10 protein-coding genes are annotated in these 17,530 nt (G+C 64.4%); 3 read left to right on the top strand and 7 right to left on the bottom strand.

Going from position 1 to position 17,530, the window contains the following annotated elements; genetic code table 11:
- Together AM2010_RS08490 and AM2010_RS08485 are read left to right on the top strand one after the other, a co-directional pair.
- Window positions 1-1,623, top strand: coding sequence for an acyl-CoA dehydrogenase family protein (locus AM2010_RS08490; RefSeq protein WP_047806706.1), 1,623 nt, complete (start codon window positions 1-3; stop codon window positions 1,621-1,623).
- Window positions 1,620-2,378: a crotonase/enoyl-CoA hydratase family protein gene (locus AM2010_RS08485; protein ID WP_047806705.1), complete on the top strand. Its 759-nt coding sequence runs from the start codon at window positions 1,620-1,622 to the stop codon at window positions 2,376-2,378. Before AM2010_RS08490 ends, AM2010_RS08485 begins: the two co-directional genes overlap by 4 nt.
- Before the next feature lie 13 nt (window positions 2,379-2,391).
- Here AM2010_RS08485 and AM2010_RS08480 read toward each other — a convergent pair whose 3' ends face one another.
- Complete coding sequence (locus tag AM2010_RS08480; protein ID WP_047806704.1) at window positions 2,392-2,886, bottom strand: DUF2938 domain-containing protein; 495 nt, start codon at window positions 2,884-2,886, stop codon at window positions 2,392-2,394.
- 79 nt (window positions 2,887-2,965) lie between these two features.
- On the opposite strand from AM2010_RS08480, the gene AM2010_RS08475 reads away from it, so the two are divergent.
- Window positions 2,966-3,631: an ArsR/SmtB family transcription factor gene (locus AM2010_RS08475; RefSeq protein ID WP_082132847.1), complete on the top strand. Its 666-nt coding sequence runs from the start codon at window positions 2,966-2,968 to the stop codon at window positions 3,629-3,631.
- A 31-nt stretch (window positions 3,632-3,662) separates the two neighbouring features.
- Here the strand turns inward: AM2010_RS08475 and AM2010_RS08470 are convergent, their stop codons facing one another.
- The 6 genes from AM2010_RS08470 to AM2010_RS14405 all read right to left on the bottom strand — a co-directional run bounded on the left by AM2010_RS08470 (window position 3,663) and on the right by AM2010_RS14405 (window position 15,880).
- The gene (locus AM2010_RS08470; protein ID WP_150115360.1) at window positions 3,663-4,160 is read right to left on the bottom strand and encodes a helix-turn-helix domain-containing protein; all 498 of its coding nucleotides are present in this window, start codon (window positions 4,158-4,160) and stop codon (window positions 3,663-3,665) included.
- Between the two features lie 71 nt (window positions 4,161-4,231).
- Window positions 4,232-7,303 carry a UDP-N-acetylmuramoyl-tripeptide--D-alanyl-D-alanine ligase gene (locus AM2010_RS08465; protein WP_047806702.1) on the bottom strand — a complete coding sequence of 1,024 codons (3,072 nt, stop codon included), beginning with the start codon at window positions 7,301-7,303 and terminating at the stop codon, window positions 4,232-4,234.
- On the bottom strand, window positions 7,300-8,490 hold the full coding sequence (locus AM2010_RS08460) for an HlyD family type I secretion periplasmic adaptor subunit (RefSeq protein ID WP_047806701.1): 1,191 nt from the start codon (window positions 8,488-8,490) through the stop codon (window positions 7,300-7,302). The genes AM2010_RS08465 and AM2010_RS08460 overlap by 4 nt, the downstream gene beginning before the upstream one ends.
- Window positions 8,487-10,640, bottom strand: a complete 2,154-nt coding sequence (locus AM2010_RS08455) for a type I secretion system permease/ATPase (RefSeq protein ID WP_047806700.1) — start codon at window positions 10,638-10,640, stop codon at window positions 8,487-8,489. The genes AM2010_RS08460 and AM2010_RS08455 overlap by 4 nt, the downstream gene beginning before the upstream one ends.
- Window positions 10,637-11,938: a TolC family protein gene (locus AM2010_RS08450; protein ID WP_082132846.1), complete on the bottom strand. Its 1,302-nt coding sequence runs from the start codon at window positions 11,936-11,938 to the stop codon at window positions 10,637-10,639. Before AM2010_RS08450 ends, AM2010_RS08455 begins: the two co-directional genes overlap by 4 nt.
- 102 nt (window positions 11,939-12,040) lie before the next feature.
- Entirely contained in the window at window positions 12,041-15,880 is a 3,840-nt protein-coding gene (locus AM2010_RS14405; RefSeq protein ID WP_420834977.1) for an Ig-like domain-containing protein, read from the bottom strand.
- Between the last annotated feature and the right edge of the window lie 1,650 nt (window positions 15,881-17,530).

Raw genomic sequence — 17,530 nt, 5'->3', positions numbered from 1 at the left:
ATGACCGCCATTCAGCCGATCGACCGCCTCGATACGCATGAGGTGTTCAACCAGCCGCCGCCGTTCGAGAACGTGAACCTGTTCACCGGCGACCGCGCCTTGGCCGAGGCGGTGGCTCGGGCGGGGGCGGGCGAACATGCCGATCGCCTGACGGCGCTGGGCGCGCGTTGCGGCTCCGCGGAGGTGGTCGAGTGGGGCGTGGAGGCGAACAGGCAGGCGCCGGTGCTCGAGAGTTTCGACCGCTACGGCCACCGTGTGGACGAGGTGCGTTTTCACCCCGCTTATCACGAACTTATGCGCCTCGGGATCGAAAGCAGGTTCGCGGCATCGGCGTGGGATGGCAGCGCGCGCGGGCACACGCTCCACGCCGCGATCCTGTTTCTGACCGGACAGGCCGATTCGGGAACGAGCTGCCCGATGACCATGACTTATGCCGCTGTGCCCGCACTGCGCGCAGAGACTGCGGTTGCCGACACCTGGGTGCCGCGGATCGCAGCCGGCCGCTACGACCCAGCATCGCGCCCGGCGGCCGAGAAGGCCGGTGTCACGATCGGCATGGCGATGACCGAAAAACAGGGCGGCAGCGACGTGCGCGCCAACACAACCCGTGCCGAACCTGCGGGGGAAGAGGGGTGGTACAGCCTGACAGGGCACAAGTGGTTCTGCTCGGCGCCAATGTGCGATGCGTTCCTGACGCTTGCCTATGCCAAAGGGGGGCTGACCTGCTTCCTCGTCCCGCGCTGGCTGCCCGACGGCACGCGCAACGCGGGCTTTCGCGTGATGCGTTTGAAAGACAAGCTGGGCGATCGTTCGAACGCCTCGTCCGAAATTGAATATCATGGCGCGCTGGCGCAGCGGCTGGGGCCGGAGGGGCGCGGGGTCGCGACGATCATCCAGATGGTGCAGCATACCCGGCTCGATTGCGTGATCGGATCGGCGCAGCAAATGCGCGGGGCGCTGGCCCAGGCGCTGTGGCACACGGCGCATCGTTCCGCGTTTCAGAAGCGGCTGATCGACCAGCCGGCGATGGCGGCAGTGCTCGCCGATCTGGCCATTGAAAGCGAGGCTGCGACTGCGCTCGGTTTCCGGCTGGCACAGACTTTTGACGAGGGCGATGCGCTCGCCCGGCTGCTGACGCCGATTGCCAAATACTGGGTGTGCAAGCGCGCGCCGGGCCTGATCTACGAAGCGATGGAGGCGCATGGCGGCGCAGGCTACGTCGAATCCGGGCCGATGCCGCGCCTGTTCCGCCAGTCTCCGCTAAACGCAATCTGGGAAGGATCGGGCAACGTCATCGCGCTCGACGTGCTGCGCGCCATCGGCCGGGAACCCGAAGGGGTGGAGGCGCTGCATGATTTCCTGTCTGCCCAGCGGGGGCATCATCCCGCCTACGACGCCTGGATCGATGCGATCGACCTGACCGACGCGCAGGAAGGGACGGCGCGGCTGCTGGTCGAGCGGCTGGCACTTGCCGCGCAGGCCGCGATCCTGATCGGGCAGGATAATCCCATGGCAGAGGCTTTCTGCCGCCTTCGGCTGGCACCGCGGGGCGCGGCCTATGGTGCCTTCGATGCGGTGGTGGACACGCGCGCCATCATCGACCGCGCGATGCCTGCATCGTGAGCGTTCATATCACCAACGAGGGGGCGGTGCGGACCGTCACCATTGATCGCCCCGATTGCCGCAACGCGGTCGATCCTGCGACTGCCGATCTCCTGCGACAGGCGTTCGTCGATTTCGAGCGCGACGACAGTGCATCGGTCGCGGTTCTGACCGGTGCAGGCGGCCACTTCTGTGCTGGATTCGATCTGAAGAGCGTCGGGGAGGGCAGGGACCGTTATGATCCCGAGGGCGAAGGGCCGATGGGCCCTTCGCGGATGCTGTTGACGAAGCCGGTCATCGCGGCGGTCGAAGGCTACGCGGTGGCGGGGGGGCTGGAGCTTGCCCTGTGGTGCGACATGCGCGTTGCGGCCCGCAGCGCGACCTTCGGCGTTTTCTGCCGCCGCTGGGGTGTGCCGCTGATCGACGGGGGCACCGTCCGTCTGCCGCGCATCGTCGGGCAGGCCCGCGCGCTCGACATGATCCTGACCGGCCGGCCGGTCGATGCGGCGGAGGCGCTGGCGATCGGGCTGGCCAGCCGTGTGGTCGACGATGGCGGCGCGCTCGCTGCGGCACAGGCGCTGGCGGCGGAGATCGCGCGCTTCCCCCCGCGGTGCCTGCGCACGGATCGCATGTCCGCCTATCGCCAGTGGGATCTCGACCTTGCCGAAGCTCTACGCTTCGAAGGCCGCGAAGGCGCCGCGCCGCTGGCCGCAGAGGCAGAAGCCGGCGCGAACCGCTTCGTGAACGGTGCGGGGCGCGAGGGACGGTTCGATTGAGCGCCTTTGCCGGCTAGAACCGGGACAGCACCAAAGCGCCCACGAAAAGGCCGAACCCGAAGACCGTGTGCGTGACGAAGCTGCGCCACCGGGCCACGTTCGGTCGGGGAGTTTTCGAAGCCGCGATCCCGAGCCCGAGACCGGGTTGCAGGATGAAGAATGGAGCGAACAGGGTGATCCATCCGGCCACCAGCGCGGGCCACAAGGTCGGTGCGTCCACCCATTCGGTTCCCATGATTGCCAGCAGGCCCCCGGCAAAGGCGACACCGATGGCGTAATGCGCGGCCCAGCCCATTAGGGTTTCACCGGCAACAGGTGCGGCCGCGGCAATGTTCGGATGGCTAAGCCGTCCCGCAGGGATGTGCCCGAGCCAGCGACCGACAAAGGCATAGTTCAGCGATGGGATGGAGAATGCGCGCTTCAGAAATATCGCCCAGACGTCCATCACCGCGGTTGCGATGACGCCAATCGCAAGCGCATTTATCGCCCAGTCGGCCCCCATATCCATTCGCACGCTCCGTCTGCTATCGAATCAATGATTCAATCAATAGATTGATTGATCTTGCGAATGACGATACATGTCAAGGATGGATATGGACCGCGCGCAGCACGCTCTTCTCACCGACCTCGCCAATCTCGCGCGGACGTTAGGCAGCCCGCAGCGCCTCCTGCTTCTTCAGCACGCCGCCCAGGGCGCGCGCCCGGTGGAGCGGCTGGCCGAACTTTCAGGCCTTTCGGTCGCCAACGCCTCGCAGCATCTGCAGCATCTGAAGCGCAGCAGCCTCGTCGTGGCCGAGCGGAAGGGGAAGCAAGTGCTTTACAGCCTTGCGGGCGGACCGATTACCGACGTCCTCGGCGCGTTGACGCGGCTAGCCCAACATCAGCGATCCGAAATTCGCTCGGTGATATCGGCCAGCCTTACGCAGCCCGATGATCTCGAGGGCATTTCGCTGGACGAACTGCTGGAGCGTTTGCGGGATTCATCGGTGATACTGCTCGACGTTCGCCCGCCTGAGGAGTTCGCCATGGGGCACTTGCCCGGCGCCATCAACGTCCCGGTCGAAGGGTTGGAAGACCATCTGCCCCTGTTGGCGCGCGACCGCGAGATCATTGCCTATTGCCGCGGTCCGCACTGCGTCCTTTCGACCAGTGCGGTGGACATCATGCGAAAGGAAGGGATCAGGGCGCGCCAGTTGAATGCCGGGTTTCCCGAATGGAAAGCGGCTGGCCATACAGTCGTGACCGGCGCCTAACCACGGTTCGCGCTCGCCCGAGCAGAGAGCGTCAGCCGGGCCTTGGAGTGAAGGGGCGCGGGGCGTCCGCGGCTATATCCCGATCCGCCCAGGCGGATGCGTCGCGCAAGATTGCGATCATCGCTTCGCGACCCCTGTCCGACAGTTTTATAATGACCCGCCGTTGATCGAGATAGTCGGTAGAGCGCTCGATCAATCCTGCATCTTCGATCCGGTCGATCAGTCGCATGGCGGAGGTCGGTGTAGTGTTACAGGTAAGCATCAGATGCTTGACGTAAACTATCCCGCCTTCCTCTCCATTGACGAACAATTCAAGAAAAATGTCCCAGGCCCAGTCTTTTACCAAATTCTTTGGTATGAACTCGCCCATCCTTTTGCGTAGTTTAATAAAGCGCCTCGCCACTTCCACCAATCGTCGTTCTTCCAACGATCGACCGACGCCGGCCAGGGCGAGATTCTCTACGGCTCTGCGGGATGTGGGAGAAATATCCAACCGCTCGTGGCGAGATCGTATATCGGATTGGCTCATAGTTTTTATATAATATCCTTCCTCCTTTATGGTTCCAGACAAAACACAACTAACAAGAGTTAACTACACTATTAACGATCTATTATCTGCGAAATGATCTGATGCAGGCCGGTGCTGTGCGACCCCTTGAACAGCACGACATCGCCGTCCGCGAGGTCGGCGAACAGGGCGGCTTGCAGTTCCTCCAGCGAGCACGGGCGAGCGGCCTTGCGCGCACCTGGCAGCAGGTCCCAGAACCCGTCATAGAGCGCGCCTAGCGCATAGACGCGATCAATCGGCTCGCGTGCGATCTGCTGCGCGAGAGCTGTGTGATAATCGATCGAGTTCGGACCTAATTCGGCCATCTCCCCCAGCACCGCTATCCGCCGCCCGGCGTCCGATTTTGATCCGAGAAGGGCAATCGCTGCTTCCATCGATCCCGGATTGGCGTTGTAGGCTTCGTCCAGAACCGTCACCCGGGCGCCGTTGATCCGGGCCGAGAATTCCCGGCCTCTCCCTTCCAGTGCGGAAAAGCCGGCCAGTCGGGACAGGGCAGGCCTGGGATCGCGGTCGAGGGCAGAGAGGGTCGCGACGACCGCCAGCGCATTATGCGCCATGTGCTCTCCCGCCGCGCCGAGGGTGAAGGTCTTTTGCTCTCCCCAGGCTTCCGCGACGATGCGGCCGGAACCGCTGTCGTAATCGATCAGCCGGACCTGGCAATCGTCGGACGTTCCGAAATTGATGACCTGAAGGCCGCGGCTTCGTGCGGCCAGGTGGACCCGTTCCCACTCGGCCATGTCTCGGTTCAGTATCGCCACGTTGCCGGCGCGCATTCCCTGGAAAATGGCACTCTTCCGCCGAGCGATGGTCGCGAGATCGCGATGAAATTCCAGATGGGCGGGCAGGACATTGGTGAAGATCGCAATGTCCGGCCGGGTCAGGCGGGAGTTTTGCGCCATGCGCCCGATCGCCAGCTCCAGCACGACATGCGGTGCATCCCAGGGGATCGACGCGAGATTCCACGCGATGCCATGCGGCAGATTGGCATTGTGCCGGGTTTGGCCGACGGTGCCATAAGTCGATAGTGCATGCGCCAGCATGGCAACGGTGCTGGTCTTGCCCGCGCTCCCCGTTACCCCGATCACTTTGCCGCGCATCTGCTCTCGCGCGTACCGGCCCATGTCGAGCACTGCGGCGCCAACGTCGTCCACCAGCATCGCAGGAGTGGGCGCACCAGGAAGGCGTTCCGCATCGTCACCGATCACGGCCGCCGCCGTGCCGGAGAGACGACCGGCCGGGACGGGCGGAATGCCGCCCGGCCATCCCTCGGCAGGCCGCAGCGCGATTACGTCCCCTTCGCGAAAGGTTGGTGCGAAGATGCACAGTCCGCTGGCCGTCCAGCCTTCCGGCGGAGCGGTATGCCATCGCCCCCCGGTCGCGCGCGTCATGTCGGCAGCATCCCAACGCCGTTTCCCATCGCCGCGCACGGTGGAGGGTTCCGAAGTGTCTTCCCCCGCCCGCCCGAGCAGATACTTGCGGTACGCGACCAGGCCCGAGAGGTAGTGCTCCACGTCGTCGATGCGGATGCGGAAGGCGTGGTGACGGATGAAGAAGCTGCCCGCGATCTTTGCCGGGTTGGCGAAAAACATCGCAAGCTCGGGCCAGAAATGGCCGTTGAGCAGATACTGCGCGCGATGGTCGAGCGCGCGGTAAAAACGGGAAAGGTCGACCCCGTCGAGGAGATGGCGCCGCTCCGGATCGCTCCGCAACCGCGAAACCATCGCCTCGGCCGCGGTCATCAGTTCCAGCAGCGTGGGGAACGTGGTGATGCGTTCGAGGACGAAATCGATGTAAGTCCGAAAATTGTCGAGGCCGAAACGGAAATAGCGATCGTCGGGCCGATACCGGGTCAATTCGTTGACGGCGTAGCTGAGCCAGTGATCGTGCGCTTTCCAGTGCTGCTGCGCGATAAAGTGATCGAAGGCCTTTTCGACCGCGTTCAGCCAGCGCTCGTCCCCCGTCGCTTCGTAGAGGCGCATGAGGCCGAAAGCCGCCTCGCCATCGTAGTAGATGATCCGAAAGCGCTCTTTCACTTCCAGCGATGGGTGGGTCAGGACATGGCGGAATGCGCCCGTGCGGCTATCCTGCATGTGCAGGATGCCGGAGCCCAACCGCTCTGCCAGGGCCAGGCTCCTGCCGCAGCCCGTTAACGCATGATGCTTGAGCAGGGCGAGGATCGCGACCGCATTGCCGCCGAGTTTGATCTCGTCCCCCACGTCGACCAGAAAGGCCGCCTCTTCCGCCATGTCGGGGATGGCAACCGTTTCGATCAGCTCGCCGGTCAGGAACGCCAGAGCGCGTTCAATCGCCTGTTCGAGGTCGCTTTCGCCCGTCACCTCCCACGCTTCGAGCATGGCATAGACCGTGCTCGCATGGCGCAGCGCGTTGTAGGCACGGATCGGCCGGTCGAAACAGGGATGCCAGCCATAATCGAACCGCCCATCCTCCCCCACTTGCGATGCCAGGTACGTGCTTCCGGCTTCGATGAGGTGGGCGACCTGCGGCGGGCCGAGCGGCTCGATTGCGCGTCGGCCGGTATCGAGACCCGCGTCAGAGATCGGATACAGCGCCAGATCGTCCCCGACGAAAGCGCCCTTGGTCGTGAACAGCCAGATCGGGTCGTCGTCCGCAAACGTCAGGTCGGCCAGGCCGTGACGCCGGGCCGCATAGATGGCGAAATTCTTCTCGTTCAGTACCGCCGCGGGAGTCTTGTTGCCGCCATAGAGCATGGCATTCGCGTTGAGTTCGGTTTCGAGGAAGGCATGTTCGAACTGCGGATCGAGCGAAATGCCCAGGCGGAAATAGTTGCGCTTGATAGTGCGCAGCGCGGCCTTCAATTCCGCCCATGTTCGCCGTTCGACCGCATCGACCCAGTCGATCCGCACCCATCGTGCATCGGCGCCGCTGTCGATCGCCTGGCGGCTGCCGATGTCCCATGCTTCCTGCGCCGTCGGTGCTGTGACGGTCAGCGTGCGGGCGCGCCTGCTGCCGTCGGTGAAGGAGAAGAACAGAACCGTCTTCCGTTCCCCGTCAACCAGCGTCGGTGCAACATCATCGACGCATGATCGAAGACGGTCGAGACGAGCAGCCAGGCCATTGCTCATCGTTCTCGCAGCGCCTCCCGCGCCCGATTTATCGGTTTCATCAGATATTGCAGGACAGTCTTTTGTCCCGTGTGAACATCGACGGTGGTGATCATGCCCGGCCCGATCGGGAACCGCTCCCCCGCATCGTTGACCAGCGCATTGGATTTCGTGCGGATGAAGACGCGATAGTAGTAAATCTCCGGGTTCACCTCATCGCGGATCGTGTCGGGCGATATCGTCGCCACTTCGCCTTCGAGCCCGCCGTAGATCGAGTAATCGTAGGCGGTCACTTTCACGGTCGCACGCTGGCCGGGATGGATGAAGGCGATGTCGCGCGGCGACATCCGCGCTTCGATCATCAGCTGGTCTTCAAGCGGGATGATCTCCATCAATCGCCCGTTGGGCGGGATCACGCCGCCCACGGTGGACACCTGGATGCTCTTGACGATTCCCTTGACCGGCGATCGCAGCGTCAGCCGATCCAGCGTGTCGGACCGCCCGCGCACCACTGGCGCCAGCGCCTCCACTTCCTCGTTGGCCTTGGCGAGCTGCTGCCGCGCCTCGACCTGATATTGCGACCGCAGGTCCGCCTTCTTCAGTTCCAGTTGCGCCAGTTGGCGCTGAAGGCGAATGACCTCCACATTGCTGGCCGCGCCGACTTCGATCAGCGACTCGCCGATCGCGACCTCGCGCCGGATCAGGGCAATCGACTGGTCGATCAGACGCTCGGACTCGCTCAGGCTCGCCCGACGGGTGTCGTAGAGGCGCCGCTCTTCCTGCTTGAGGGCAGGAAAATCATCGAGTTCGGCCGGGAAGTTCAACGCCGTGCGGTTGACTTCGGCCTTCAGCCGCGCGGAAGCGGCCAGCGCGGCGCGATACTTGGCGGCGCTTTCTTCGAATGTCGAACTGGCCTGAGTCGGGTCGAGTTGCGCGAGCACTTCCCCCGTTTCGACGATATCGTCCTGCTGGACGTGCAGCCGGGCGAGAATGCCCCCTTCCAGCGATTCGATGACCTGTTCGCGCATCGTCGGCACCACGCGGCCGCTGCCGGTGGCCACTTCGTCCAGCGTGGCGAACCAGGCCCAGGCGAGGGCGACCGCGAACAGCCCGCAAAGTATCCAGACGAGACGGTTCGACAGCTTCAGGCGCGGATCGGTCTTCTCGCCGAAAAAGTCATCGTCGCCGGTTGCATCCCGCGCGGTCATGCAGCCTGCCCCTTGCCGTTTGCAGCACCCTGCATCGTGGCCATCGCGGCCTCTTTCGGTTGATCCAGGGTAACCTTGCCATTGTGCAGAACCACGATGCGGTCGACCAGATCGAGCGCGCGCATACGATGTGTCGCGATAATGACCGTGCGGTTTTTGCTCCACTCGCCGAAATGCCGGATAAAGTGCCGCTCGGTGGCTTCGTCCATCGACGCGGTGGGTTCATCGAGCAGAACGACCGAAGGTTGGCGCAACAGCAGCCTTGCGAGCAGCAACGCCTGCGTTTGCCCGCCCGACAGGCCCGTTCCGCCTTCCTGAATGGAATAGTCCAGCCCCGATTGCGTGCCTCGCACGAAATCCGCCGCCCCGACCATTTCCAGCATGTCCGCGATCTCGCGGTCGGATGCGTGGGGCGCGCCCATCGTCAGATTGTCGCGCAAGGTGCCGTGGAACAACCGGCTGTTCTGGCCCAGCAGACCGATGTCGCGGCGCACGTCGGCGGGGTCGATCTGATGCAAGGCCAGGTCGTCGACCGTCACCTCGCCCAGGATCGGCGGGAGCAGCCCTGACAACCCCTGCAACAGGGTCGACTTGCCGGCCCCGTTGCGGCCCAGCAGCGCGATCTTTTCGCCGGCCGCGATCTCCAGCCTTTCCACGGTCAGCACGGGTGGCGCGCTGGCATCGCCATAGGCGAAGACTGCCGAACGAATGTCGAAGTCGCCCTCGATCGCGGGAACCTGCAGACGCTGTTCCCTCTCGGGTGTGTCGACGGGCAAGGCCATGATCTGGTCGACGCCCTGAACCCCGACTTTCGCCTGCTGCAGCCGGTTGAGGACCTGGGTCACCTGCCCGATCGGCGCCATCATGCGGGAGCCGAGGATGGACGCCCCGACCAGGGCGCCGGTGGTCATGTCGCCGGCGATGACCATCGGCGCGCCAAAGAACACGATCGTTGCGTAGACGGTGTTCTGAATATTCTGCGCCCATGCGGTGAGGCCATTGGTCAGGCTGCGCAGCCTGAGCTGCGCCTCGCTGGCGACGGCGTTGAAGTGGTTCCAGCGGCGCTGCAGGGGTTCTTCGGCCTGGAGCGTCTTGATATCCTCGATCCGCTGCACCGATTCCACCAGCAGCGCATTGCGCAGCGAGGATTCGCGCATTGCCTCCGTCGCGTGAGTCCGCAACTTCCGCTGGGCAAGCCATCCGGGAATGACCAGCAGCAGCAGGGCACACAATGGCACCAGCGCCAGAGGCCCGGCGATGAACCAGAAGACGCCCAGAAAAAGGAGGAAGAACGGGATGTCGGCAATCGCTGCCACGGTGGTCGAAGTGAGCAGTTCGCGCACTTGTTCCAGGTCGCGCAACTGGGCGATGAACGTGCCGGTGGACGCAGGGCGGTCGCTGTTGCGCACGCGCAGGGCGTGGCCGAAGACCCGATCCGAAATGCGCAGGTCCGCGCGGCGACCCAGCACGTCGATCATCGTCGTGCGCAGCTTGGTCAGGGCAAAGCTGAACCCGATGGCCACCAGGACGCCGATGAACAGGACATACAGCGTGGCAAAGGATTCGGCAGGAACGACCCGGTCGTAAACCTGCATGGAAAACAGCACGCCTGCCAGGGCGAGCGAATTCGTGACCAGCGATGCAATCACGATACCGGGGTACATCCGGCGATCCTGCAGCAGGATCTGGCGCAGCCAGTGGTCCCGGTACGGCTGAATATAGGTATCGACCCTGGCGTCGGGAACGACGCCGGAAGGGCGGGGGATGATGAAGACCGTGCTTGTTTCGACCAGATCGGTCAGCGCCATCCGCTGCTGCAACCCGTCTTCACCGATCACGGCGAGATTGGCGGTTCCATCGTCGCCGATCCCCGTGACCACGGCCAGATCGCCATTGCCGAACCGGGCGATCAGCGGCAGCCGCCAACTGCTGAGCGACAGCGCTGCGGGTTCGACCAGGCGGACTTGCAACCCGCTATGCCGGGCGAGCGCGCGCAGCCGGGCTTCCCCATCCTGATCCCCCTGCCACTGGTCTGACAGGCGGGCACCCTCCGCCGAAACCGGCAGGCCATACTGCCGGGCGACATGACGAAACGCCTCGATCCATAGCTCGGGCCGAAAATCCCCTTCGTGGGTGAGGCTTGCCGTCACAGCGTTGCGCCCCCGACCACTGTGCCTGCCAGGCCAAAGGCCGCGCGTGCGGCCCCCGATGTGACGAGGCAATCGATCTGCAACCGGCGCAGATCGTGCTGGGTATTGGCCCGGTCGAACCGCACCTGATGCAATTCCTGTTCGGCATTGAGCAGGTCGACCAGCGTCTTGGTGCCCATCTGCAAATACTGCAGGCGATAGAGCTTGCCCGTTTCGCGCATACTGGCTTCCCGGAAGGCGAGCGTATCGATGACGCGGTCGAAACTCGCGACCTGTCGCTGCGCTTCGGCCAGGATGCGGCTGACTTCATTGTGAATGCGCGCTTCTGCCGCATCGGCCGCGCCCAGTGCGTGCGAGGCCCCGCGGATGCGCGCGCGATTGGCCCCACCGTTATAGAGCGATGTCGATACGTTGATCCCGAAATTGTATTCCTCGCGGTCGCCGAAGGGATCGTGGATATCGGTCGCGCCGCCGACCGACAGCGACACCGTGGGCATACTTTCCGCCTGCGAACGTTCGAATTCCGCCAGGGCCAGGTCGCGCCGTGCGCGCACTTCCTGAATGGCCGGAACCCCGGCCCAATCCGGCTGCGTCTGGCACGAGCGCAGGAGATCTTCGGGAAAATCCGTGGAGACCGGCGGCGCTCGGTCGCGGCCGAGATAATGGGCGAGCGAGGCCTGCCAGCGCTGATGTTCGGCCTCGATCTGCTCGATCGTGGCGCGCGCCGAATAGACCCGGGCATCGGCCTGGAGAAGGTCGGCCTTGGTCGCCGCCCCGCGCTGGTATCGGTGCCGCACAAGATCCGCGATGCTGCTCACGCTTTCGAGCTGGTCGTTGGCGATCTGCTGCAACGCCCGGACCCGTTGCAGTTCGATCACCGCAAAACTCGTGTCGCGGATCAGCGTGTCCACCGCGATCAGTAGCCGCGCCTCCCCCACGCGCGTGCCGGCTTCTGCCGAAGCTACGGTGCTGCGAACCTTTCCAAAGTCGTAGAGCATTTGCGACACGGACACATTGGCGCGCGGACGCCAGCGGCTCTGGCCGATGTTGTCGTAACCGGAGCCTACGCCGGCCTCGACCCGGGGAAGATAGCCGGCTTCGGCAACGTCGATTTCCTCTGTCCGAGAGGCGAGGTCGGCTTCCGCCTCTTCGACGGATGGATGCCAGGCGACCGCTTCGCGCGCTGCGGTGCGGATCGTGAGGGGGGCGTCAACTTCCGGCGGCAGGGCAGCGAGACCTGAAGGAAAGAACGGCGCACAGGCCAGAGCGATCGCCCCAAGCCATCGATACTTCTGCATCGCCGGTTCAGATTTCACGCACCCTCACTTGTCCCGACCCGTATCCGTGCGTGTCATCTGGCATGACCCGCGCAATAAATTGCTACCCTCCAATACACTCGATCAAATCACTGAATTGTTACTATTGTCCAATTCGTCATTACGATCAATGTTCAGATAGCCGAGAGGGTCGGGTGTGGTCTGCGAACCGGCGGGGACAGTCGATGTGGTATTGTCTTCGGTACTTGCAGTGGGGAATGCCTCTTTCTCACCGCTGTCGCGCAGATACCGTTCCAGCATGGGCTCGAGGCTTTCGTCGTCTCCCTTCGCGAGGGATGGCGTGAAATCACTACTTGGCATGGGCGAAGCGAGCGGACGGGATGCGTCTTCGTCGTTCACCAGGGTAAAGGCGTCGAGCGGCACGGTATCCTGTTCCATCATGCTGAACGCCGCAAACGGAGCCGCGCCATCCGGGGGACCGGCAAAGTCCAGCGTGATCGACAGGGTTGCCGTTTCCGTATCGCCGTTGGGCGCCAGCAATGTGTTAGTGAACGTATCGACATCCCCGTACTCACCGGTGAAGCTGGCGTTGGCGGCATAGGAATAGCTGCCGTCGGGATTGATCGTCAGATTGCCGTAAGTCCCCGCAATCACCGTCGCCGCGCCAACCACCAACGTATCGTTCACTTGTGAAACGACCGTTCCGGTGGGCGCAATGTCGACACCGCCGTCACCTGCATCGGTGACGACATTGCCCGAAGCGCTACCGCTGACAGTGGCCGGCGGTTCGTATTCGGTGATCGTGTCCGACGTGGATTCGATCGAAAGGCCGCCCAGCAGGGTCGCGTCGAGTAATCCACCACTGTTGCCCAGGGTGACGTAATACGTCGCGCCGCCCCCGAATTCCGGGAGAATTGCGGGGTCGGCTGCCCAGTTGGCGCCGAGCGCTCCGCCGCTCCCCTCAAGCCAGTCGACGACCGTGTGAACGCGGGTCGCCGTGCTGCTGCCATGCTCGACCCGATAGACGACCAGATCGAAATCGACGTCTCCGAACAGGCTCAGGTTCAGGAAGGCATCTCCTTCTCCGTCAACGGTCACCTGCCGCGTCGCATTTTCCGACACGTCGAAGATCAGGCAATTGGATGCGCCCAGAAGCGTTACGTCGATCGTATCGCCGAGCACGCCGAGATTGAGCAGACCGCCGACATTGGCCGTCTGCGTCGGCTGGTTCGATGTTTCGGGCGTAACGTCGAGCGAAATGGTCACTTCGTTGTCGATAGCGACGAGCAGGTCGGGCGCGGTCACCGAAGTTGTCGCCGATACGTTGCCCGCGGCATCCGTCGCCGTCACCAGGCAGGTTTCGCCATTGGTCTGCGCCGGGATGGTGACCGAGTAGGTTCCGCCTGCGCCGACCGTCGTGGTGCCGAGCACGGTCGTGCCGTCAGGGGCATAGACGGTGATCGTCGCGCCGATTTCTCCGCTGCCGGTGACGGTGGTCCCGGTAGCATCGTCGACATCGGCGGTGGGGGCTGCCGGAGGTGTCAGATCGGGTGCTTCAGTCGGTGTTGTCGGGGACTCGTTGCCGGCGGCATCGGTGGCGGTGACCAGCAGATCCTCGCCATTGGTCTGCGCCGGGATGGTGACCGAGTAGGTTCCGCCTGCGCCGACGGTTGCCGTGCCGAGCACGGTCGTTCCGTCAGGAGCATAGACGGTGATCGTCGCGCCGATTTCTCCGCTGCCGGTGACGGTGGTTCCGGTGGCGTCGTCGACATCGGCGGTGGGGGCTGCCGGAGGTGTCAGATCGGGTGCTTCGACCGGCGTGGTCGGGGACTCGTTGCCGGCGGCATCGGTGGCGGTGACCAGCAGATCCTCGCCATTGGTCTGCGCCGGGATGGTGGCCGAGTAGGTTCCGCCTGCGCCGACGGTTGCCGTGCCGAGCACGGTCGTGCCGTCAGGAGCATAGACGGTGATCGTCGCGCCGATTTCCCCGCTGCCGGTAACGGTGGTCCCGGTAGCATCGTCGACATCGGCGGTGGGGGCTGCCGGAGGTGTCAGGTCGGGTGCTTCGACCGGCGTGGTCGGGGACTCGTTACCGGCGGCATCGGTGGCGGTGACCAGCAGATCCTCGCCATTGGTCTGCGCCGGGATGGTGGCCGAGTAGGTTCCGCCTGCGCCGACGGTTGCCGTGCCGAGTACGGTCGTGCCGTCAGGAGCATAGACGGTGATCGTCGCGCCGATTTCTCCGCTGCCGGTGACGGTGGTTCCGGTGGCATCGTCGACATCGGCGGTGGGGGCTGCCGGAGGTGTCAGATCGGGTGCTTCGGTCGGCGTGGTCGGGGACTCGTTACCGGCGGCATCGGTGGCGGTGACCAGCAGATCCTCGCCATTGGTCTGCGCCGGGATGGTGACCGAGTAGGTTCCGCCTGCGCCGACTGTCGTGGTGCCGAGTACGGTCGTGCCGTCAGGAGCATAGACAGTGATCGTCGCGCCGATTTCTCCGCTGCCGGTGACGGTGGTTCCGGTGGCGTCGTCGACATCGGCGGTGGGGGCTGCCGGAGGTGTCAGATCGGGTGCTTCAGTCGGTGTTGTCGGGGATTCGTTACCGGCGGCATCGGTGGCGGTGACCAGCAGATCCTCGCCGTTGGTCTGCGCCGGGATGGTGACCGAGTAGGCTCCCCCTGCGCCGACGGTGGCGGTGCCGAGCACGGTCGTGCCGTCAGGAGCATAGACGGTGATCGTCGCGCCGATTTCTCCGCTGCCGGTGACGGTGGTTCCGGTGGCGTCGTCGACATCGGCGGTGGGGGCTGCCGGAGGTGTCAGATCGGGTGCTTCAGTCGGTGTTGTCGGGGATTCGTTGCCGGCGGCATCGGTGGCGGTGACCAGCAGATCTTCGCCATTGGTCTGCGCCGGGATGGTGGCCGAGTAGGCTCCGCCTGCGCCGACTGTCGTGGTGCCGAGCACGGTCGTGCCATCAGGAGCATAGACGGTGATCGTCGCGCCGATTTCTCCGCTGCCGGTAACGGTGGTCCCGGTAGCATCGTCGACATCGGCGGTGGGCGCTGCCGGAGGCGTCAGGTCGGGTGCTTCGACCGGCGTGGTCGGGGATTCGTTACCGGCGGCATCGGTGGCGGTGACCAGCAGATCCTCGCCATTGGTCTGCGCCGGGATGGTGACCGAGTAGGTTCCGCCTGCGCCGACGGTGGTGGTGCCGAGCACGGTCGTGCCATCAGGGGCATAGACAGTGATCGTCGCGCCGATTTCTCCGCTGCCGGTAACGGTGGTTCCGGTGGCGTCGTCGACATCGGCGGTGGGGGCTTCGGGCGGGGTCGTGTCGGCCACGACCAGTTCGAAGGTCAGAGTTGCCGTGTCACTGCTGCCGTCGGCGTTGACGAGGCGATATGTGAAAACTTCCGCCTGGCCCACGCCAGCCACGTCGTCATTCGGGGTGTAGGTATAGCTGCCGTCCGCATTGATGACGAGCGTCCCGTACTGCCCCGCGACGACCAGCCCATCGGTGACGGCCACGAACGTGCCCCCGCCGGTATCGATCTCCAGCGTTTCGCTGCCTGACACCAGATCGTCGTTCGCCAGAACATTGCCGGTAGCCGGGTCGCCATCCGCCGTGATCGTGCGGAATTCGGCATCGAGCGTAAGGGTGATGCCGGCTGCCACCAGACCGCCGCCTTCATAGACCACGCGATAGTTGCCCGGGGGCAGGTCGTCCGCCGTCACGCGGACCTGATTGTCCGCCAGGATGTCCAGCGTGAGCAGATCCAGCACGCCGCCGCCTGAGGTGCTCGCGACATCCTCGAAGGAGCCGTCGGGCAACTCGCGCTGCAACGTGAATTCGACATCCGAAAGGACGGTAGCAATGCTGTCGGCCGTGAGCGTGAAGACGGTGTCGACTTCGGCTCCGGCCGCGACGGCGAAGCCATAAGTTTCAACGAATGTGCCGATCGCCACAAGGTAGGTCGTGCTGTCGCTGTCGGTCGTTGTTTCGACGGATAGCCCGAATTCGACCTCTGCGCTGTCATCGATGGCGTCTGCGTCGGCGTCAGCATCGGCGTCGGCGTCTGCGTCGGCGTCCGCATCGGCATCGGCATCAGCGTCGGCATCTGCGTCGGCATCAGCGTCCGCATCTGCATCGGCATCGGCATCGGCATCTGCGTCTGCATCAGCATCAGCATCAGCATCAGCATCAGCATCAGCATCAGCATCAGCATCTGCGTCGGCGTCAGCATCGGCGTCGGCGTCAGCGTCAGCGTCTGCATCCGCATCGGCATCAGCGTCTGCGTCCGCATCGGCATCAGCGTCCGCATCAGCGTCGGCATCTGCGTCGGCATCAGCGTCGGCATCGGCATCCGCATCTGCATCGGCATCGGCATCGGCATCGGCATCAGCATCAGCATCAGCATCCGCATCTGCGTCTGCATCAGCATCAGCATCTGCGTCGGCATCCGCGTCGGCATCCGCGTCGGCGTCTGCATCTGCGTCAGCGTCTGCGTCCGCATCAGCGTCGGCATCTGCGTCAGCGTCAGCGTCTGCATCCGCATCGGCGTCAGCGTCTGCATCCGCGTCGGCGTCAGCATCTGCGTCAGCGTCAGCGTCAGCGTCAGCGTCTGCATCCGCGTCGGCGTCAGCATCGGCATCGGCATCGGCATCGGCATCAGCATCGGCATCGGCATCGGCATCAGCATCAGCATCCGCATCTGCATCTGCATCTGCATCTGCATCCGCATCTGCGTCGGCGTCAGCATCGGCGTCGGCGTCGGCGTCAGCATCGGCGTCGGCGTCAGCGTCAGCGTCTGCATCCGCATCGGCATCAGCGTCTGCGTCCGCATCGGCATCAGCGTCTGCGTCCGCATCGGCATCAGCGTCCGCATCAGCGTCTGCATCTGCGTCAGCGTCTGCGTCTGCATCAGCATCAGCATCTGCGTCGGCATCCGCGTCGGCATCAGCGTCGGCGTCTGCATCTGCGTCAGCGTCTGCGTCCGCATCAGCGTCGGCATCTGCGTCAGCGTCAGCGTCTGCATCCGCATCGGCGTCAGCGTCTGCATCCGCGTCGGCGTCAGCATCTGCGTCAGCGTCAGCGTCAGCGTCAGCGTCAGCGTCAGCGTCTGCATCCGCGTCGGCGTCAGCATCGGCATCGGCATCGGCATCGGCATCGGCATCGGCATCGGCATCAGCATCCGCATCCGCATCCGCATCCGCATCCGCATCTGCGTCCGCATCGGCATCAGCGTCCGCATCAGCATCAGCATCCGCATCTGCATCAGCATCAGCATCAGCATCTGCGTCGGCATCCGCGTCGGCGTCAGCATCGGCGTCGGCGTCTGCGTCCGCATCAGCGTCGGCATCTGCGTCAGCGTCAGCGTCAGCGTCTGCATCCGCGTCAGCGTCAGCGTCTGCATCGGCGTCAGCGTCTGCATCCGCGTCGGCGTCAGCATCGGCATCGGCATCGGCGTCGGCGTCTGCGTCTGCATCTGCATCCGCATCAGCATCCGCGTCTGCGTCAGCGTCTGCATCCGCATCTGCGTCTGCATCGGCGTCAGCGTCAGCGTCAGCGTCAGCGTCAGCGTCTGCGTCCGCATCGGCATCCGCGTCGGCATCTGC

It is taken from the genome of Pelagerythrobacter marensis, assembly GCF_001028625.1.
Classification (GTDB): Bacteria; Pseudomonadota; Alphaproteobacteria; order Sphingomonadales; family Sphingomonadaceae; genus Pelagerythrobacter; species Pelagerythrobacter marensis.
The sequence above is the reverse complement of the archived record's forward strand: the minus strand, read 5'-3'. Positions and strand labels throughout refer to the sequence as shown.